The following is an 18536-nucleotide window of genomic DNA, read 5'->3' on the forward strand; positions in this document are numbered from 1 at the left end:
CGCAATCCTGCGCTCACTAAAACGCGTTTCAATTAACAATCAGATTGAGCTGGTGAGCACACTGCGATCATACATGTCACATTGAATCGTATGATCGACTCCAGGGGAAGCCCCCGACGGTTCCAGCGACCGGGACGACACCCGCACAGCGCGGGGCGCCCACCGGTACCGCCCGTCGCCCGACCGCACCCATCGAGCACACTTGACCCATGAAACGACCGGCGTGGAACGGCTCGCCCCCACGGGACGCGCACGAGGCGCGCACCCGGATCCTCGAGGCGACCATGCGCGGCATCGACACCCGCGGGGCGCGGCGCACGAACCTCAGCACCGTCGCCGAAGCGCTGGGCGTGACGCGCCAGACCGTGTACCGGCACTTCCTCAGCACCGAGGAACTGTTCACCGCCGTCGGTTTCGCCGCGCTCGACCACTACGTGAACCAGCTCCTCGCGCATCTCGGGGACACCGACGATCCCGCGGAGTTCGTGGTCGAGGCCGTCGCCTACACGATCGAACGACTCCCCCACGATCGCTACCTGACCGTCCTGCTCGCGGCGGGCCGGCCGTCCGCGTTCTCGCGCCGCGCCATGACCGAGCAATCCCTCGAGGTGTGCCGCGCGGTCCTCGAGCGCTCGCCCGTCGACTGGGCGCGCCGGGGCTACGGCGACGCGGAGCTGATCGAGCTCAGCGAGTTCGTGGTCCGGCTGCTGCTGTCGTTCATCGCCGACCCGCGACCGTCCGAGCGCGACTCCGCCGAATTGCGCCGGTTCCTGCGCCGATGGGTCGCGCCCGCGCTGCGGGAGCCGGCCGGCGCGAGCGACCGGACGGCCGCGGGGACCTGACTCCCCCGCCTCGACCGGCGGCACCCGATACCGAAGTCCACCACCACCATTCACCCCGACACCCAAGGAGACCACCGTGCGGATCGGCATCCTACTCAGCGAGCGCGCCGGCGCGGATTCCCTCGACCGATTGGCCGACGACCTCGCCGAGGTCCACGCGGAGGGGTTCTCCTCCGCGTGGCTGTCGCACATCTTCGGCCTCGACGCCCTCACCGCCCTCGCGGTGATCGGCGCCCGCGTGCCCGATATCGAACTCGGCACGGCGGTCGTGCCGAGCTATCCGCGCCACCCCGCCGCGCTCGCCCAGCAGGCTCGCACCGTCGCGCTCGCCGTCGGCCCCGGCCGCCTCACGCTCGGCGTCGGGTTGTCGCACCAGCGGGTGATCGAGGACATGTACGGCTACGACTTCGACAAGCCCGCACGGCACATGTCCGAGTACGTCGCCGTCCTGGCCCCGCTGCTGGCGGGCGAACCCGCCGACTTCCGGGGCGAAACCCTGTCCGGCACCCTCGATCTCGGCGTTCCCAACCCCGAACCGGTGCCCCTGGTGCTGGCGGCGCTCGGCCCGCGCATGCTGCGCCTGGCCGGGCGGCGGACGGCGGGCACCACGCTGTGGATGACCGGCCCGAGGACCATCGCCGAGCACATCACGCCCACCATCACCGCGGCCGCCCGCGACGCCGGACGCCCCGATCCGCGCATAATCTGCGCGCTGCCGGTCTGCGTGACCGACGATCCGGACGACGCGCGCAGCCGGGCCGAGAAGGCGTTCGGCTTCTACGGGCAGCTGCCGTCCTACCGCGCCATGATGGACCGGGAAGGCGTGGACGGCCCCGTCGACCTGGCCCTCATCGGCACCGAGGACGAGGTCGCGGCCCGGATTCGCGCCATCGCCGACGCGGGGGCCACGGACTTCGTCGCGGCCCCGTTCACGCGGGGTGAGAGCGCGAAAAGGACCAGGGCACTGCTCACTTCGCTCGACTGACGCTTCCGCGCCGCCGAGGCCGCGGATCGGGCGGCCTCGGCGGATCGTCCGCAGCGTGGCCGGCGCCCGGCGTTCTCGGCGGATCGCCCGCAGCCCGGCCCGCGCCCGGCATTCACGGCGCATTGCCCCCAGCACGCCCGGCGCCCTGCATTCACGGCGGATCACCCGCAGCGCGACCCGCACCCCGGGTTCTCGCCGTATCACCCCCAGCGCTGCCGACGCTCGGCGTTCTCGGCCGGCGACCGCGGCACGGGTCACGAACTCGCACTCACCGAGGCCCTGAACTCCCGGTGTGTTCGGCGGCGAGCCGGCTCGCCCACCGGTAGTCGGCCTTGCCGGTCGGCGACCGCACGATCTCCCGGCACCGGATGATGGCCTTGGGCAGCTCGTAGCGCGCCACATGTACCGCGCACTCGTCCAGGAGTTCCCGATCGCCGATGCCGTTGTCGCTCAACTGGACCAGGGCGACGACCTCGCTGCCCCACCGGTCCGAGGGCCGCCCGACCACCACCACGTCCAGCACGCCGGGATGGGCGGCGAGGGCGCGCTCCACCTCCTCGACGAAGATCTTCTCGCCGCCGGAGTCGACGGTGGGGTTGTCGCGGCCGAGCAGTTCGATCCGCCCGTCGCCGAGGACGGTCGCTCGGTCCCCGGCGACCGCCCACCGGGTGCCGTCGACGACCGGAAAGGTCCGCGCGGTCTTGGCTTCGTCGCCCAGGTAGCCGAGGGGGATGCGTCCCCGCTGAGCCAGCCACCCGGAGGAACCCGCTGTCTATCACCGATATCGGCACGTACCGCACGGGCCAGACCGCCCGACGGCCCGATCGGATCAATAGCTGTTGTGTATATATCCATCGAGCATTGGTGGACGTGCGAATGCGCCATCGAACTGCGTTTTCACGAGATTTCAAGCCCGAAAGCCGATCCAGAACTCCCGTCGACATCGGAATCAGCACCGGACGAAAGTGTCTGCCGCCACATTCTTCCCTTGCCCACCCCTTTTACATGTAGTACGGTCCAGACTGCTGTCCAGTTTACTGACTGGACATTTGAATCCCGAGAGGTTTCGCCGCGACGCCCGCCGGCTCGCGGCCTTCCGCCGAGTCGTGACGCGCGGACTCCGGTGGCACAGGGAGGTGCGATGTCGACCGTCACCGTGACCACACCGGCGACTCCCGTGCCCGACACCGCGGGCGCGGTCCTGCGCCGCAATTTCGCCGAGACCGTGCTGTCGAGCCTCGCCACCTTCGGCCGAGCGCTGCGCATGGCCGTGCACGCGGCGCGCGTGGGCGCCGCCGACGCCGCACTCCTGCGCTTCCACACCCACGAAAGCCTCGGGCAGGCATGGTTTCTCATCAAAGTGACCGCGATCCCCAGCGTCCTGATGGCCATTCCGTTCGGCGTCATCCTGTCCGCCCAGGTCGGCAATATCGTCTCCCAGTTGGGGGCGAATTCGATGATCGGCGCCGCGGGCGGGCTCGGCGTGATCAAGCAGGGCGCGCCGATGGCCGCGGGCATCCTGCTGGGCGGTGCGGGCGCGGCGGCGATCGCGGCCGACCTGGGCGCGCGCACGGTCCGCGAGGAGGTCGACGCCATGCGGGTGATGGGCGTCGATCCCGTACGGCGCCTGGTGGTTCCGCGCATCGCGGCGATGATGCTGGTCGCGCCGCTGCTCACCATCCTGATCATCGTGGTGGGCATCGCCGCGGGCTTCCTCGTCGCGGTCCTCGCGCTGGACGTGACGCCGGGCAGTTACTGGGACTCGTTCGGCGCGTTCACCTCCGCCACCGACGTGTGGGTGTCGCTGGTGAAGTCGCTGCTGTTCGGGTTCCTGGTCGTCGTCATCGCCTGCCAGCGCGGTCTGGAGGCCCACGGCGGTCCGCGCGGCGTGGCCGACGGCGTCAACGCCGCCGTGGTGATGTCGGTCGCCGCCATCACCGTGCTGAATACCGTTGTCACGCAACTGGTCACGATGCTCGTCCCGATGAGGACGGCGTGAGATGACGGCATCCTCGTATCTGCCGGTCGGAGTGCGCTGGGTGGGGCGCGTGCGGCACCGGGTGCACCCGATGCGGCCGGTCGAGACCGTCGGCTTCGTGCTCGGCTTCTGCGGGCGGGTGCTCGCCTCGGTGCCGTTCACCCTGGTCCACTACCGGCGTCAGACGGTCACCGCGATCACGGACATGACGTGGGGGCGCGGGTCGGTGATCATCGGCGGCGGCGTGGTGCCCCTGATGCTGCTGATGGGCGCCGCCATGGGCGCGTCCATCGGCATCGAGGCCTACCACGCGCTCGACTCGCTCGCGCTCGGGCAGCTCAGCGGCCTCATCTCCGCGTTCGGCGTCACCAGGGAACTGGCACCGATCGCGGCGGGGGTCGGGTTCGCGGCGCAGGCGGGCTGCCGGATGACGGCCGAGATCGGGTCGATGCGGATCTCGGAGGAGATCGACGCCCTCGAATCGCTGGGCATCCGGTCGGTGCCGTTCGTGGTGACCACGCGCGTCATCGCCGGGGTGATCGCGGTGGCGCCCGCCTTCGTCGTCGCGCTGCTGCTCAGCTACCTGTCGTGCCGGCTGATCGTGACCACCATCCACGGCGTGCCCACCGGCACCTACGACCACTACTTCGACCAGTTCGTGCTCTCCTGGGACGTGATCGCCGCGACGATCAAGGTGGTGATCTTCGCCGTGGCCGTGGTGCTCATCCACAGCTACCAGGGGTATTTCGCGGTCGGCGGACCCGAAGGGGTCGGTATCGGCTCCGGGCGCGCCATCCGCGCCAGCTTGGTGGCGATCATCGCGCTGGACATGGTCGCCACGATCGTCCTGTGGGGATTCCAGTCCCCCATCACATTCACCGGGTGACCGCCTATGCCTCCGTACACCTTGCCCGGCGCCGACATCCGGCCACGGCACGCCAAGATCATCGGCGCCTGCGCGGTGCTACTCACCTTGGCGGGCGTGCTCACGTGGCGTTACGCGCCGACACCCGAATCCCCGGACGTGATCCGGGTCGCCGTCCTCACCGAACAGGTGGGCGAGGGCGTCGAGCCCGGCACGGTCGTGCGGCTCGACGGCGTCGAGGTCGGCACGGTCGCCGAGATCACCGCGGCGGGCGCCGGACGGGAGCGAATCGCATTGGCGCTGCGCCGATCTCAGCTGTTCGGGCTCACCGACAGCCTGAGCGTCGACTTCGCGCCCGGCAACTTGTTCGGCATCACGACGGTCGGGTTGGTGCCCGGCGCCGGCGGCACCGAACTCGCGGACGGCGCGGTGGTCGATCTCGGCGACCGGAACTCCGGCCGCGTCACCGACGCCACCCTGTCGGCGCTGCTGCGTTCGACGGGCCTGCTCACCGAAGACGTGCTGACGCCGCGACTGGCCGACTTGCTGAGCCGGATCTCGCGCGACCTCGACGCGTTCACCCCGCTGCTGGAGGCGATCGGGGCGACCGTGCGCGCCTACACCGAGACCAGGCAGCTGCCGCCCTCGGTGCTGGCCGAGCGATTCGGCGCGGCGCTGGCGGGTGCGCCGCCGATGCTGACGGGCAGCCTCGACGTGCTCGAATCCGCGTACGAGAACGAGTACATGCGCCCGCCGGAGAACATCGAACGCACCCGGCGGTTCTGGGACGACATGCAGTACGAACTCCTGCCCGCCGTCACGCGGACCATGACCACCTCGGGCCGGTACTTCGCCGGCATGCTGCCGATCGTGACGATGGTGCTCGACCTGCTCTCCGCCTCGGTCGGCACGCCACAGCGCTCCGCCGATCAGCTGGGTGAACTGCTCGACCGGCTCGGCGCCGCGTTCCAGGACACGCCGTCGGGCCCGGTGCTGCGCCTCGGCGTGGAACTGGACGCCGTGCCGGGACTCGCCACTCCCCTGCTGTCGACGCTCGGCGCGCAGACGCCAGGAGGCCACCGCTGATGACGATCCGCGCCCTGCTCCTGCGCGTAGGCGCCGCCACCGTCGCGATGGCGGTGGTGCTGGCCGGTGTCCTCCAACTCATCGACCGGCCGGTCGCCGGTGAAACCGATTCGTACACAGCGCTGTTCACCGACGCGAACGGTTTGCGCACCGGCGACGACGTGCGCCTCTACGGCGTCCAGGTCGGCAAGGTCACCGACATCGGACTCGACGGCTCCCTGGCGCGCGTGCGGTTCACGGTCCTGCGCGAACACCCGGTCTACACCGACACCACGATCGCGATCAGGTTCCAGAACCTCACCGGTTTCCGCTATCTGGACATCGGGCAACCCGAGCGGCCGGGCGCCCGCCGCGACCCGGGCGAGGTGTTCGACACCGCGCGCACCGTTCCGGCGTTCGACATCACCACGCTGTTCAACGGACTCCAACCGGTGCTCGCCGAGCTGTCCACCGACGAGATCAACCAGTTCACCGCCAGCCTGCTCGCCGTGATCCAGGGCGACGGCACCGGACTGGGCCCCGCGCTCGACGCCATCGAGAAGCTGAGCCGCTACACCTCCGACCGGCAGGCGGTGCTGTCGCGGCTGGTGAGCAACCTCGCCCAGATCGCGGACCGGCTCGGCGGCAAGTCCGGCGACGCGGTCCAGATGCTGACCAACCTGACCAACCTGTTCGTGGCGATCGCCGAGAAACTGCCGGGCCTGGCGGATTTCGCCCTGGCCATCCCGCCCGTGATCCAGCCGATCCGCCACCTGCTCGACGTCCTCGGCATCACCGGTGACGCAGGGTCCGATCTGGATGCCTTGCTGCGCAACGCTTTTCCCGATCCCGAGGTGGCGACGGCCGTGTTCGCTCGGCTGCCCGGCCTGATCCAGACCATGGCCTCGCTCGTCCCCGCCGCCATGAGCGAGCCGATCACCTGCGCCGGCGGCGTGGCCGTCGCGCCCGAGCCGCTGCGCGTTCTCCTCACCGGACAGGGGGTCACACTGTGCCGAGGCTGACAGCTCGACTCCGCCGCGCTCGCCCACACGATTCGCGCACTGACGATCTGCGGTGGGGCCTGGCCGGCCTCGTCGCCACCGCGCTGCTCACGGCGGCGATCGGGCTGGTCCACCTGACCGGCACCACGGCGGAAAACGTCTACACCGCGGAGCTGGCGCAGGCGGGCGCCCTGCGCACCGGTGACGACATCCGCCTCGCGGGCGTCCCCGTCGGGCGCGTCGAATCGCTCACGCTGCTGGCCGACCGCGTGCGGATGACCTTCGCGGTCCGCGACGACGTATTCCTCGGCGATCAGACGATTCTCGATATCCGCATGCTCACCATCGTCGGCGGCTACTACGTCGCGGTGCAGCCCGCGGGCACCGCGCCGCTCGGGTCGCAGGTCATCCCCCGGGACCGAGTCCTGTTGCCCTACAACCTGACCCAGCTCTTCCGCGACGCCGTGGCGCCCGTCGAGGAGATCGACGGCGATCTCGTCCGGCGGAATCTGGCCGCCCTGTCCGACTCGGTGCACGACAGCCCCGAAGCCGTCCGGGCGGCGCTGCGGGCAGCCGAAGACCTGGTCGGGATCATGAACAAGCAGAACTCCGATATCTCGCGCGCGCTCGACATGGCCGACGAGTACCTGACCGCGATCAACGGCAGTTCCGATGTGCTGGTGCGACTGGTGCATCAGCTGCGGACGCTGGAGACGATCGTGTTCACCCACAAGGCGAGCATCGCCCAGGCGCTCGGCGACGTCGCCGATGTGCTGCGCAAGGTGTCACCCCTGGGCCGGGCGTGGGACGCCTCGATCAGAGACCGCGCCGCGCCGCTGGCCGAGGCGGTGCCGAAGCTGGAGGAGCTGGGTACCCACCTCGGCGCCCTGCTCGACGCGCTGCGCGCCCTGCAGAATCGCTTGCTGCCGTTGCTGTCTCAGGACGGCGGGGTGACGGTCGACCAGTCCGCCGTGACCGTGTTGCCGGAGCGGATCTGTGTCCCGGTGCCGGGAGGGGGTTGCTGATGGGCGGCCGGACCGCACTGCATCGCGCGCTCGGCTCGCGCGGACTCATGTCCGTCGCGGTGGTCGTCACGCTCGTCCTCGCCGGCGGCGCCGTGCTCCAGCTGAGCAGACCAGCACCCGACACCCGGACCTACTGCGCCGAGATGCCCGACAGCATCGGGCTGCGCGAAGGCAGCGCGGTAACCGTGATGGGCATCCGGGTGGGCGAGGTGACGGGAATCGAGCCGAACGGGCGGTGGGCGCGCGTGCGTTTCACCGTCCGCGAGGACCGGACCCTGCCCGAGGATGTGGGCGCGGTGACGGTCAGCGACACCCTCGTCGCCGACCGGAACCTCGCCCTCGTCGGCGACGAACCCGACGGTCCCGGTTGGGATCCCGGCCAATGCATCACCAATACCCTCACACCCCAGAGCCTTTCGCGGACCTTCGACGCCCTGGCCGGGCTCGCCGACGAACTGAACGGCGCGCACGATCCCGCGCGCCGCGGCGATCTCGGAGCCGGACTGACCGCGCTGGACCAGGCCACCGCCGACTCCGCCGAGCGCATCAATACCGTCATCCGCGAACTCGGGCGCGCGCTGTCGGCGCCGGACGCCGCGATCGGCCACCTCGGGGCCCTGATCGACGCGCTCACCGAACTCACCGGGCGGGCCCGATCCGGGTGGGACACCGTGGAGACCATGGTCACCGAGCTGCCGCGGACCTTCAACGACATCGTCGTCATCGCGTTCCCGCCCATCATCGAGATCGTCACCTATCTGGCGCAGGTGCTGCCGCAGCTCAACGACGTCGTCATGATGTTCGGCACCCCGGCGGTGCGCGCACTCGACGCGATGACGGATCTGCCCGCGATGCTGGCCTCGGGCGTGGGTTCGCTCTCGGAGGTGATCCGCATGACGCCCGCGATCGCGTCGGGGTTCGCCCAAGCGCTCGATCCCGCGACGGGCCGCCCCACCATTCGGTACGCCGCACCCGGTCTCGCGGTGCCGCCACAGGACGCGCCGCACGTCTGCCCGGCACTCGAAGCGCTTATGGGACAACGATGTACGGTGCGCGAGGACGGCGCGGTGACGATCCCCGCGCTGCCCCTGCTGCTCGCGACGGTGAGTGCGCGATGAACCCGTTCCTGCGCGCGACACTCGCCGCCACCGCCGTGGTGTGCGCGGTCGCGGGCTGCGGTGTGCGGGTGACCGAACTTCCGGTGCCGGGTTACGGCGTCAGCGGGCCGACCTACACCCTGCACATCGAGTTCGCCAGCGTCCTGAATCTTCCGCAGGGGGCGAAGGTGATCTCCGACGGCGTCCGGGTCGGTGAACTGACCGGCGTGCGCGTGGCCGGGGACGGCGCGTCGACCGGACATGTCGTGGCCGAGGTCGCGATCATGGATTCGGTCCGCTTGCCGGTGGGCACCACCGCCGAACTGCGGCAGGAGACTCCGCTCGGCGATGTGCACATCGCCCTCGCCGAGCCGGCCACCGCCGCGGCGACCGTCCTGGCTCCCGGCTCGACCATCCCGCTGTCGGACACCACCCGGTCCGCGACGATCGAGGACATCCTGGCGGCGCTGTCGGTCTTCGTCGGCAGCGGTGCGATCACCGACATCCAGGGCATCCTCCGCACGATGAACACCGTGCTGCCGGAGGATCCGCGCGACACCGCCCGGATCGCCGGCACGCTCGGCGCCGACCTCACCGACCTCGCCGACCACATGGATGCGGTCGACGCCCTTCTCGACGGGCTGCGATCCACCCTCGAGGACGGCGTGATCGCCAACGCCCCGGTGCTGGAGGAACTGCTCACCCCGTACGGCGTGCGGCAGACCACGGACGTGATCAACGCCCAGATCGGCGTGATCTTCGTGCTCACCGCGCTCGGGCCGGTCGCGCCGAGCACGCTCTGGGTCGCACCGCTGCTGCGCTCCCTCGACGACACCGCGACGGCGGTGGTGCCGATGCTGTTCGGGGCGCGCCCGCTCGACACCGGTTCGCCGTCGAACGTCAAGAAGCTGGTGGAACTCATTCACACGCAAGTCATTCCGTTCGTCGAGCGCGGACCGAAGGTCGACATCACCGAGTTCTCCGTCGGCGAGAACGCGGATCGCGACGAGCAGACCCGCCGCGTCATCGACCTCCTGCGCATGATCGGAGCGGTCCGGTGAACGCGCGGGCGGCGGTGTCGCTGACGGCGATCGCGGCCGTGCTGGTGTTCGGTGTCGCCTACATGACGCTCGGCGTCCTCGATATCGACCCGCGGCGCTCCTACCTCACCGTCGAGCTACACCTGGACAATTCCGCCGGGCTCGGCGCGAACGCGCCGGTGCTCGTGAACGGCGTGCGGGTCGGTCGCGCGGAATCGGTACGCACCCAGGCCGACGGCGTGCTCGTCCGCCTCGCGATCGACGACCGCTACCGCATCCCGGTGACCAGCGATGTGCGGATCGAGCAGTTGTCCGCGCTCGGCGAGCCCTACATCGGCTTCGAGCCCCACGACGACGCGGGCCCGTACCTGACGGACGGTCAGGTGGTCCCCGCCGAACGGGTGCACACGCCGATGACGATCACGGCCCTGTCCGCGCGCCTGGTCGAGCTGCTCGACCAGATCCACCCCGAGGTGATGGCGCGCCTGGTGGACACGTTCGACCGCGCCCTGGACGGCACCGATGCCGCGATGCGGACATTGCAGCGCTCGACCACGCTGCTCGCGGCCACCCTGCTGAGCCGGACCGACTACATCCGGCAGCTCTTCGGCGACGTGCAGTTCCTCGGCGGCGACATCGACTGGATGGGGCCCTCGCTCACCGCCGCGGGACCGCTGTTCGGCGAGTTCGGCATCACCCTCAACGCGATCGTGGAATCCAGTGCCGGGCTCATCGACAGCCGTCCCACCGAGCAGTACTTCACCGGCGACGGCCTGCTTCCCCTGCTGAACGAAGTCGAGGCCCTGGTGGGCGAGATCGGACCCGATCTCGCGCCGCTCGGCCCGATGCTGCAACCGGTGGTCGCCGACGCCGTCGGGCGGGCGCCCCGCTTCGACCTCAGCGCCCTGATCGAGCAGGCCCTGCACGGCGTCGGCGAGGACGGCGCCGTGCACTTCCGGATCCAGCCGAAGTAGGACCGCGCGCGAAAGGACTTGTCATGCCTGAAGATATCGCCCGCCCGACAGGTGCCGCACCTTCCCGAACGCTCTCGGTGCGGTGGTCGACCCTGGTGACGAGCGCCGCGCTCGCGACCCTGCTGATCGCCACAGTGGTTCTCGCCGTGCTGTATTCGTCGGCCCGATCCGATCTCGCCGACCGCGACCGCCGCGAGGCCGACGCCCGCCGTGCCGAACAGATCGCCACCGACTACGCGGTCGGCGCGTCGACCATCGACTACCGCGACGCCCGAGCGTGGTTCGACCGCCTCGAATCCGGCACCACACCGGAACTCGCCGCGAAATTCGACGCCACCGCCACCCAACTCGAACAGGTCCTCCTCCCCCTGCAATGGACCTCCACCGCAAACCCCCTGTCCGCCGCCGTGATCTCCGAGTCCGACGGCCGCTACAAGGTGAACGCCTATCTCACCGTGAGCTCCACCAGCGTCCAGAACCCCGAGGGCGCACAGACAACCGTCACGTACTCCCTGACGATCGACCGCAACGCCGACTGGAAGATCTCCGAAGTGGGCGGATTGCAGAACGCCATCGCCGTCCGGTAGGTGGTGTCGGGTACCCGGGCCGGGTCCGTCGATCTCGGCCCAGTTCCGGTCGCAGCCCCCGGGCCGGTGGGCGAAAGCGGTCCCGAACACCTCCGCGAAAGCACGGGCCGTTGTCCGACACCACCGCGATCGAGTCGGCGGCCGATTGAGTCACCGGTCTTCGTCGGTGAAGCGGATGACGCCGCGAATGTTCTTGCCCTCCAGCATGTCCCGGTATCCCTCGTTGATCTGTTCGAGGCGGTAGCGGCGGGTGACCATGTCGTCGAGGTTGAGCTTGCCCGCCTTGTAGACGGAGAGGAGGTGCGGGATGTCGTAGTGGGGATTGCCGCCGCCGAAGATGGCGCCTTGCAGGTTCTTCTGCAACAAGGTGAGCATGGCCAGGTTCAGGGTGGCCTTGTTGTCGGTGAGGCTGCCCATCGCGGTGAGCACACAGGTCCCGGCTTTGGCGGTGATGCCCATCCAGGCGTCCACGTCCTCGCCGTGCACCTCGCCGACGGTGACGATCACCTTCTTCGCCATCCCGCCCGCGGTGATCTCGGCCGCGGCGGCCGTGGCCTCCTCGACCGTGGCATAGGCGTGGGTGGCGCCGAACTTCAACGCCTGCTCGCGCTTCCACGGCACCGGATCGACCACGAACACGTAGCGCGCGCCCGCGTTGACCGCGCCTTGCAACGCCGAGATCCCCACACCGCCCGCCCCGATCACCGCGACATCCTCGCCCGGCCGCACGTCGGCGATCCGCGTCGCCGAGCCGTAGCCGGTGGTCACACCGCACCCGACCAGGCACGCCACCTCGAACGGAATCGAGGGGTCGATCTTCACCACCGAGCTCTCGTGCACCACCATGTACGGCGCGAACGTCCCGAGCAGCGTCATGGGAAAGACGTTCTGCCCCTTGGCCCGGACACGAAACGACCCGTCGGTCACCGACGTGCCCGCGAGCAACAGCGCACCCAGATCACACAGATTGCGCAGACCCGCCTGGCACGACGGGCACTTCCCGCACGACGGGATGAACGACAGCACGACGTGATCGCCGACCGCCAGATCCTCGACGCCCTCGCCGATTTCGACGACGATGCCCGCGCCCTCGTGCCCGCCCAGCACCGGGAAGCCCGCCATCGGAATGCCGCCCGTCACCAAGTGGTGATCGGAGTGGCACATCCCCGCGGCTTCCACTTGGATCTTCACTTCGTGCTTGCGCGGGTCGCCGATCTCGATCTCCTCGACCGACCACGGCCGGTCGAACTCCCACAGCAGCGCGCCCTTCGTTCTCATGAAAACCCCTCTCCCCGTGCCGCGTTCGGTCCGGGGTACAGCTGCCTGCCGAACGTCGGCGGCAGGTCCAAAGTCGTCCTGATGCCCGGTCGCGCGGCGACCACGGCGGGGATGGCGTTGACGATCCGCCCGGCCGCCGCGAGGATCGCCGCGTAGTTGTGGTCCCCGTGCCCGCTGGTCGGACAGATGTCGACGCGATAGGAAGGCTCCCCGACGATTTCGACACCGTAGGAGCCGCCGGGCTGGGCGGGTTGCGGCCAATCCGGGCGCAGATCGCCCCGGAGCCGGGTGGTGTGGTCGATGACGATCACGGGGGTGTCGCCCACCATGCCGCGGATCTCGAAGCGCACGGCGGCCATCCCACCCTTGGCGATATGCCCCACCGCCACATCGAAACCCTCGGGGGCGGGCTCTCTTTCGTGCCATTCCTCGATCCGGTCCACCGGGATGTCCAAACCCGCGGCGAGCTGCCGGATCGCCGTCCCCCACGCGGCCGCCAGAACCCCGGGCTGGAACAGCAGCGGGACCTCCTCGACGGGTTTGCCGAAACCCATCACGTCGAACATCACCGTCGACCCGTCGTAGGTGGCGTAGTCGGCGATCTCCACGCACCGGACGCGCTCGATCCGCTGGCAGGTACCCGAAAGCACCAGGGGGATCAGGTCGTTCACGAATCCCGGGTCGACCCCGGTGACGAAGATGCTCGCGCCGCCCCGACGGCAGGCCTCCTCGACGCGCGCGATGTACTTGTCCGGTATGACCTGCCAGGGGTACTGCAGCATCCCGGGCGCCGAGCCCACCACGTTGATCCCGGCGGCGACCAGGCGCAGGCAGTCGGCGAACGCCTCGGCCGGGCGGGTGTCGCCCATGGCGCAGTAGACGGCGCAGTCGGGCCGCAGGGCGATCAGCTCGTCCAGGCTGTCCGTGGCCGTGATCCCGGTGGTCACGTCCAGCCCGGCCAGCTCGCCCGCGTCCTTGCCCACCTTCTCGGGGTTCGATACGCACACACCGGCCAGGGCGAATCGCGGATTGGTGATCACTCCGGCCAGAGCGGGCCGGCCGACATTTCCCGTGCCGATGTGGACGACGCGAATCGTCATCGATGTACTCCTCGTGGTCGCCGCGGCGCGAGGCCCCGGGGCCGACGGCGCGGCAGTCCCGTCGGTGCCATCGACTACTGACCAGACTAGTGTCTAGAACATGTTCCAGTCCAGCCTTTTCCGTGCTAGCGTGAGCCGCCATGGGACGTGTTGACAACAAAGTCGCGATCATCAGCGGCGGCGCCCGCGGCATGGGCGCCGCGCACGCGAGACTGCTCGTATCCGAGGGCGCGAAAGTCGTCGTCGGCGATATCCTCGACGACGAGGGACGGAAAGTGGCCGCCGAACTCGGCGACGCCGCCCGCTATGTCCACCTGGACGTCACCGAGCCCGAGGACTGGACGGCGGCCGTGGCGACCGCCGTCGGGGAATTCGGCGCGCTGAACGTTCTGGTCAACAATGCCGGCATCATCAACGGCAGCTCACTCCAGAATTTCGATATCAATCGGTGGCGCCGGATCATCGACGTGAATCTGACGGGCACCTTCCTGGGCATGCGCGCCGCCGTGGCGCCGATGATCGAGGCGCGCGGCGGCTCCATCATCAACGTGTCCTCGATCGAGGGCTTGCGCGGCGCGCCGTGGGCGCACGGCTACGTGGCCTCGAAATGGGGTGTGCGCGGTCTGGCCAAGTCGGCGGCGCTCGAACTGGCGCCCCACAACATCCGGGTGAACTCGCTGCACCCCGGCCTGATCAGGACACCGATGACCGAGGCCATCCCCGACGATCTGGTCACCATTCCGCTCGGGCGCCCGGCCACGGCGGAGGAGGTGTCGACCTTCGTGTTGTTCCTGGCCAGCGACGAGTCGTCCTACGCCACCGGCGCAGAGTTCGTCGTGGACGGCGGACTGGTCGCCGCGGTGCCGCACAAGACGCCGTAGAAGACCGGGATGTCCCCCGGCACGGCCGAGGGACATCCGGTCACGAATCTCTACGCGGTGCGCACCGACATCGGCAGCTCGGCGAATCCCCGCACGTTGACCGAATGCACCCGCTGTGCCGACGAGACGTCGATCTCGTAGCCCTTGATCGACGAAACGATCTCGGCGAGCGCGATATTCGACTCCAGCCGGGCGAGGTGGGCACCCAGGCAGAAATGCACACCGAGCCCGAAACTCATGAGCGTCTGCGCGCTGTCGCGTCCGATCCGATACTCCGCGGCGTCCTCGAACACGTCCTCGTCCCGATTCGCGGAACCCACCAGCAGCAGCACCCGGTCGCCCTCGGGAATGGTGTGCCCGCCGAATTCGACATCGGCGGCGACCCGGCGCAACAGCATCTGCGTCGAATTGTCGTAGCGCAGCGTCTCTTCGGTCCACTCCGGCACGACACCCGGGTCGGCGAACGGCTTGGCGAGCTCGTCCGGGAAACGCCGACCCCAATACATCGCGTTGCCCAGCAATTTGGTGGTCGTCTCATTGCCCGCCACCACCATGAGGACCATGAATCCGATGATCTCCTCGTCGGAGAGCTTCGTGGTGCCGCCGTCACCGTCGGGGATCTCGGCCCCGATCAACACCGAGACCATATCGTCGCCCGGATTCTTGCGGCGACCGGCGAGCAATTCCTGGTAATAGCGCACCAATTCGACATAGGCGTAGATCGCCGCCTCCGGCACGTCGAGCACGCCCTCCTCGCGGTGCAGCAGCAGATCGGACTGCTCGCGCAGGTGGGTGCGGTCGGACTCGGGCACTCCCAGCAGCTCCGAGACCACGTCCATGGGCAGCAGGCCGGCGAAATCCCGGATGAAGTCGAACTCCTTCAGCTCGAGGCAGCGCAGCCAGTGCTGCCGCGTGAGCGCGGTGATCCGGTCGGACAGTTCCATCACGCGGCGCGGCGTGAAGCCTTTGGAGACCAGCTTGCGGATCCGCGCGTGCTTGGGGTCGTCCATGGCCAGGAACGACATCGCCTTGTGCGCGTCCGGGCTGTAGGACGTGGGGTCCAGCGACACACCCCACCCGTTCGAGAGCCGGGCGCTGTCGCGCAACGCCGCCCGCACGTCGGCGTGCCGTGACAGCGCCCAGAAATCCCTGGTCGCGTTGTGGTACACCGGCGCCTCGGCGCGCAGCCGCGCGTAGGTGGGGTACGGATCCTCGTGGAACAGATAGTCGTAAGGGTCGAACGGTATCCGCGTCTCCATACCCACATTCACAGCGCACTCCCTCGGCAGAATCCGTCACGACGCCCAGCGCCATCCGCGGCGCGCGAAACACAGCGAACAGGCGCGACGGACAGGCGATCGCCTTCCCCCACCACGCCATTACTCAACAGAACTACAGTCACGCCTCGCTCCTCAGACGACCGTGAGCGGCAAGGGAATTCCCCGATCCGCGAAGGCGAAGTGTGCGCCGGTGCTGATCCGGGTCAGGGCGACCTCGGTCGCCTCGGGGGCGGGCGCGTCGCCACGCACGACCTGCATGGCCAGTTCGTCGGCCGTGGCGGCGAGCACCTGGCACTCGTAGTAGGGGCTCACGCCGCGCACGAGGGTGTCGAGCGGGGTGAGGTCCTCCGGCGTGACCAGCGCGGGCCACACGCCGTCGGCCACGCCGCCGCAGCGCCGGTCCAGGATCAAGGTGAGCCCGTCGGCGGTCACGTCGATCCCGGCGCCGACGTACTGCGGTGGATTCAACGCCGGGTGCAGGTTCAAAACCGTTGCCAGCGAGGCGAAATCGTCGGAGAGGCCCAGCACCGCGCGAAGACGCTCGGAGGTCACCCCGGCCACACCGGCGAACTGCTTGCGGCCGATCTCCTGCGCGCGCTCCGCGTCGACGCGTTCACGGACGGCGATCAGGAATCCCAGCGCCAGCAGATGCTGTTGCAGGCACACCTCCTCGGCGATCCGGATCAGCGCGGAGCGCGAGAAGTCCGCGAACCGGATGTCGCTCAGCAGCGGCCCCGAATAATCCGACGCCCCTTCGTCGGCCGGGTCGATGGGCGACAGCCGCACCGACGCCGCGACCGAGGCCTCCACGAGACCGGCGTTACGCGGGACGGGCGGCGGCTCGTGCGCGGGATCGATCGTCACCCGCCACGCGCACACCGGCTTGCGGTCGGCCGGTGCGCGGGGCGGCCGGTGAATGGGCCGCACCTGGGCGTGCGCGTTCGTCGCCAGCGCGGTCGCGTCGAAGGTGGGGTCCTCGATGTCGTGGCACATGGCGCGCACGTACTCGGGGCCCAGCGGCTCGACATCGGCCAGCGCGCCGCAATGGTCCAGCCAGAATTCGCCGTGGTCGCGATCGTCGACCCGGAAGCGGAAATCGAGGAATTGCGGCGGTGCGCCGATGTCGAGTTGCAGTCCCTTGAAGATCGTTTCGACGCTGTCGCCGCGATAGCCGAGCGCGTCCTGCATCCGGCGCGTGTAGACGGGGCTCGAGACCTGCCATTCCTCGATCGCCACCTGGGTCATGCCCTCGCGGCCGAACGCGCCGATCGTGTGGGGCATGCCGGACCGGTCGATCAGGTGCCCGCACAGCAGCAATTCCGGTACGAGCGCCGCCAATTCCGCCCGGCTCAGTGTCTCGAACGACCGGCGTTCCTCGCTGCTCACCACAGCGGCACCGGGGCCTTGCCGATCGGGTACCAGCCCGGCAGCGGCTGATGCTTGGTGGCCTTCTCGATCCGGGCGAGCATTCCCGGGGTCATGGCGTTATTCGTGATCATCTCGAGGAACAGGCTCGAGACGTTGCCGTAGTCGAAGAAGTCCCGCTGCCAGCTCCACTGGAAGTCGCCACCGTAGCGGAACCAGCTGCCGCCGATTCCGTCCACCGCGTAGGGGGTGCCGTCGGGCCGGGTGCCGTCGAAGATCTGTTTCCAGAAGCCCACCACGTCGCCGGACTTCTCATCGATCACGATGTGCTGGTACGGATACCTCCAGCCCTCGAGCCCGTCCATTTCCTGACCCACCGCGATATCGCGGATCTCGTCGCGGCCGACCGCCATGAACTCGTGGTCGGGGCCGTAATTCCATCCGTATGTCGCGTCCTCGGTGTACATCTCGGCCAGCGCGCGCCAATCGCCCAGCGCCTCGCAGCGCTTGTTCTCCGCCAGCCAGCGTTCGACCATTTCTTCCAGCTCGTCCCGCGAGAAACCGGCCACCATCATTCTCCTTCGTCATCGGACGCGCCGTCGTCCACGATCGACAGCGCACGCGTCGGGCAGTAGGTCACCGCGTCGCCGACCGCGTCGCGCTGATCGCTCGCGGGGTGGTCGACGAGGACTTCGACCTTGCCGCGCTTGGGCACGGTGAACACGTCCGGCGCTTCCGCCTGACACACCGCGTGCCCCTGGCACAGGTCGAGATCAACGATGATTCGCATCGCGCACCTCACCGCCCACCTTTCCCACGATCGTCACGGTGCCCGCCGGGCGAACACACGCCGCCCCGGCCGGGCGCAGCGCTCGTTCACCAGCTCGTATCCCGCTCGGTGTCGGCTCGGCTCTCGCGTCCCCCTCGGGACCGGAAAGCCGTTGAGACATTCGGCTGGACATGTGTCCGGACACTACCACCGGAGGTGTCGTCCGGCAACAGCCGATTCCCGCGCGCCGACGGTCGAACATCAGCCCACGGCACGCGGATTCGAGCGAGTACCGGCCGTAGGCGTGACGGTCCCGGTCCGCACTCGACACCGGTGCAGTCCACGAGGGCGGGGCTTCGAAGCACGCAACCGACCCCGCTGTCCCGGGCACCGGCGCGGCACGC

Annotated in this window: 18 protein-coding genes and 1 pseudogene; 12 read left to right on the top strand and 7 right to left on the bottom strand. The window is 69.3% G+C overall.

The genetic code is table 11. The features are described from left to right. The first annotated feature begins 209 nt into the window (after nucleotides 1-209). Together DFR74_RS00240 and DFR74_RS00245 are read left to right on the top strand one after the other, a co-directional pair. The gene (locus tag DFR74_RS00240) at nucleotides 210-842 is read left to right on the top strand and encodes a TetR/AcrR family transcriptional regulator (protein ID WP_067510947.1); all 633 of its coding nucleotides are present in this window, start codon (nucleotides 210-212) and stop codon (nucleotides 840-842) included. Between the two features lie 76 nt (nucleotides 843-918). Then, nucleotides 919-1827 carry an LLM class F420-dependent oxidoreductase gene (locus tag DFR74_RS00245; protein ID WP_067510946.1) on the top strand — a complete coding sequence of 303 codons (909 nt, stop codon included), beginning with the start codon at nucleotides 919-921 and terminating at the stop codon, nucleotides 1825-1827. A 268-nt stretch (nucleotides 1828-2095) separates the two neighbouring features. Here DFR74_RS00245 and DFR74_RS00250 read toward each other — a convergent pair. Then, nucleotides 2096-2584 (bottom strand): annotated as a pseudogene (locus tag DFR74_RS00250) (AMP-binding enzyme); the annotation flags it as partial. Between the two features lie 384 nt (nucleotides 2585-2968). Here DFR74_RS00250 and DFR74_RS00255 point away from each other — a divergent pair. The 9 genes from DFR74_RS00255 to DFR74_RS00295 are packed head-to-tail and all read left to right on the top strand — an operon-like array spanning nucleotide 2969 to nucleotide 11459. Continuing rightward, on the top strand, nucleotides 2969-3826 hold the full coding sequence (locus tag DFR74_RS00255) for an ABC transporter permease (RefSeq protein ID WP_067510944.1): 858 nt from the start codon (nucleotides 2969-2971) through the stop codon (nucleotides 3824-3826). Nucleotide 3827: 1 nt separating this feature from the next. After that, on the top strand, nucleotides 3828-4691 hold the full coding sequence (locus DFR74_RS00260) for an ABC transporter permease (RefSeq protein WP_067510943.1): 864 nt from the start codon (nucleotides 3828-3830) through the stop codon (nucleotides 4689-4691). A 6-nt stretch (nucleotides 4692-4697) separates the two neighbouring features. Next, complete coding sequence (locus DFR74_RS00265) at nucleotides 4698-5756, top strand: MlaD family protein (RefSeq protein ID WP_067510942.1); 1059 nt, start codon at nucleotides 4698-4700, stop codon at nucleotides 5754-5756. Next, the gene (locus DFR74_RS00270) at nucleotides 5756-6757 is read left to right on the top strand and encodes an MlaD family protein (protein ID WP_067510941.1); all 1002 of its coding nucleotides are present in this window, start codon (nucleotides 5756-5758) and stop codon (nucleotides 6755-6757) included. Before DFR74_RS00265 ends, DFR74_RS00270 begins: the two co-directional genes overlap by 1 nt. Next, nucleotides 6745-7761 carry an MlaD family protein gene (locus DFR74_RS00275; RefSeq protein ID WP_084537843.1) on the top strand — a complete coding sequence of 339 codons (1017 nt, stop codon included), beginning with the start codon at nucleotides 6745-6747 and terminating at the stop codon, nucleotides 7759-7761. Before DFR74_RS00270 ends, DFR74_RS00275 begins: the two co-directional genes overlap by 13 nt. Continuing rightward, on the top strand, nucleotides 7761-8879 hold the full coding sequence (locus DFR74_RS00280; protein WP_067510940.1) for an MlaD family protein: 1119 nt from the start codon (nucleotides 7761-7763) through the stop codon (nucleotides 8877-8879). Before DFR74_RS00275 ends, DFR74_RS00280 begins: the two co-directional genes overlap by 1 nt. Next, a complete protein-coding gene (locus DFR74_RS00285) occupies nucleotides 8876-9919 on the top strand; it encodes an MlaD family protein (RefSeq protein WP_067510939.1) in 1044 nt (347 codons plus the stop codon). The genes DFR74_RS00280 and DFR74_RS00285 overlap by 4 nt, the downstream gene beginning before the upstream one ends. Next, nucleotides 9916-10872 carry an MlaD family protein gene (locus DFR74_RS00290; protein ID WP_067510938.1) on the top strand — a complete coding sequence of 319 codons (957 nt, stop codon included), beginning with the start codon at nucleotides 9916-9918 and terminating at the stop codon, nucleotides 10870-10872. The genes DFR74_RS00285 and DFR74_RS00290 overlap by 4 nt, the downstream gene beginning before the upstream one ends. 23 nt (nucleotides 10873-10895) lie before the next feature. Continuing rightward, nucleotides 10896-11459, top strand: coding sequence for a hypothetical protein (locus DFR74_RS00295; protein ID WP_067510937.1), 564 nt, complete (start codon nucleotides 10896-10898; stop codon nucleotides 11457-11459). 150 nt (nucleotides 11460-11609) lie between these two features. Here the strand turns inward: DFR74_RS00295 and DFR74_RS00300 are convergent, their stop codons facing one another. Beyond that, complete coding sequence (locus tag DFR74_RS00300) at nucleotides 11610-12737, bottom strand: NDMA-dependent alcohol dehydrogenase (protein ID WP_067510936.1); 1128 nt, start codon at nucleotides 12735-12737, stop codon at nucleotides 11610-11612. Next, nucleotides 12734-13837, bottom strand: a complete 1104-nt coding sequence (locus tag DFR74_RS00305; protein ID WP_067510935.1) for an NAD(P)H-dependent amine dehydrogenase family protein — start codon at nucleotides 13835-13837, stop codon at nucleotides 12734-12736. Before DFR74_RS00305 ends, DFR74_RS00300 begins: the two co-directional genes overlap by 4 nt. A 140-nt stretch (nucleotides 13838-13977) precedes the next feature. Between DFR74_RS00305 and DFR74_RS00310 the strand changes: the two genes are divergently transcribed. Continuing rightward, a complete protein-coding gene (locus DFR74_RS00310) occupies nucleotides 13978-14718 on the top strand; it encodes a glucose 1-dehydrogenase (protein WP_067510934.1) in 741 nt (246 codons plus the stop codon). A 50-nt stretch (nucleotides 14719-14768) separates the two neighbouring features. Here the strand turns inward: DFR74_RS00310 and DFR74_RS00315 are convergent, their stop codons facing one another. From DFR74_RS00315 to DFR74_RS00330, 4 genes are all read right to left on the bottom strand, one after another. Beyond that, nucleotides 14769-15977 carry a cytochrome P450 gene (locus DFR74_RS00315; protein ID WP_067510933.1) on the bottom strand — a complete coding sequence of 403 codons (1209 nt, stop codon included), beginning with the start codon at nucleotides 15975-15977 and terminating at the stop codon, nucleotides 14769-14771. Between the two features lie 153 nt (nucleotides 15978-16130). Beyond that, on the bottom strand, nucleotides 16131-17387 hold the full coding sequence (locus DFR74_RS00320; RefSeq protein ID WP_067510932.1) for a hypothetical protein: 1257 nt from the start codon (nucleotides 17385-17387) through the stop codon (nucleotides 16131-16133). Then, nucleotides 17381-17935: a nuclear transport factor 2 family protein gene (locus tag DFR74_RS00325; RefSeq protein ID WP_228788470.1), complete on the bottom strand. Its 555-nt coding sequence runs from the start codon at nucleotides 17933-17935 to the stop codon at nucleotides 17381-17383. Before DFR74_RS00325 ends, DFR74_RS00320 begins: the two co-directional genes overlap by 7 nt. Then, on the bottom strand, nucleotides 17935-18153 hold the full coding sequence (locus DFR74_RS00330; RefSeq protein ID WP_067510931.1) for a ferredoxin: 219 nt from the start codon (nucleotides 18151-18153) through the stop codon (nucleotides 17935-17937). The genes DFR74_RS00325 and DFR74_RS00330 overlap by 1 nt, the downstream gene beginning before the upstream one ends. Nucleotides 18154-18536 lie beyond the last annotated feature (383 nt).

Source organism: Nocardia puris (assembly GCF_003315035.1).
GTDB lineage: Bacteria > Actinomycetota > Actinomycetes > Mycobacteriales > Mycobacteriaceae > Nocardia > Nocardia puris.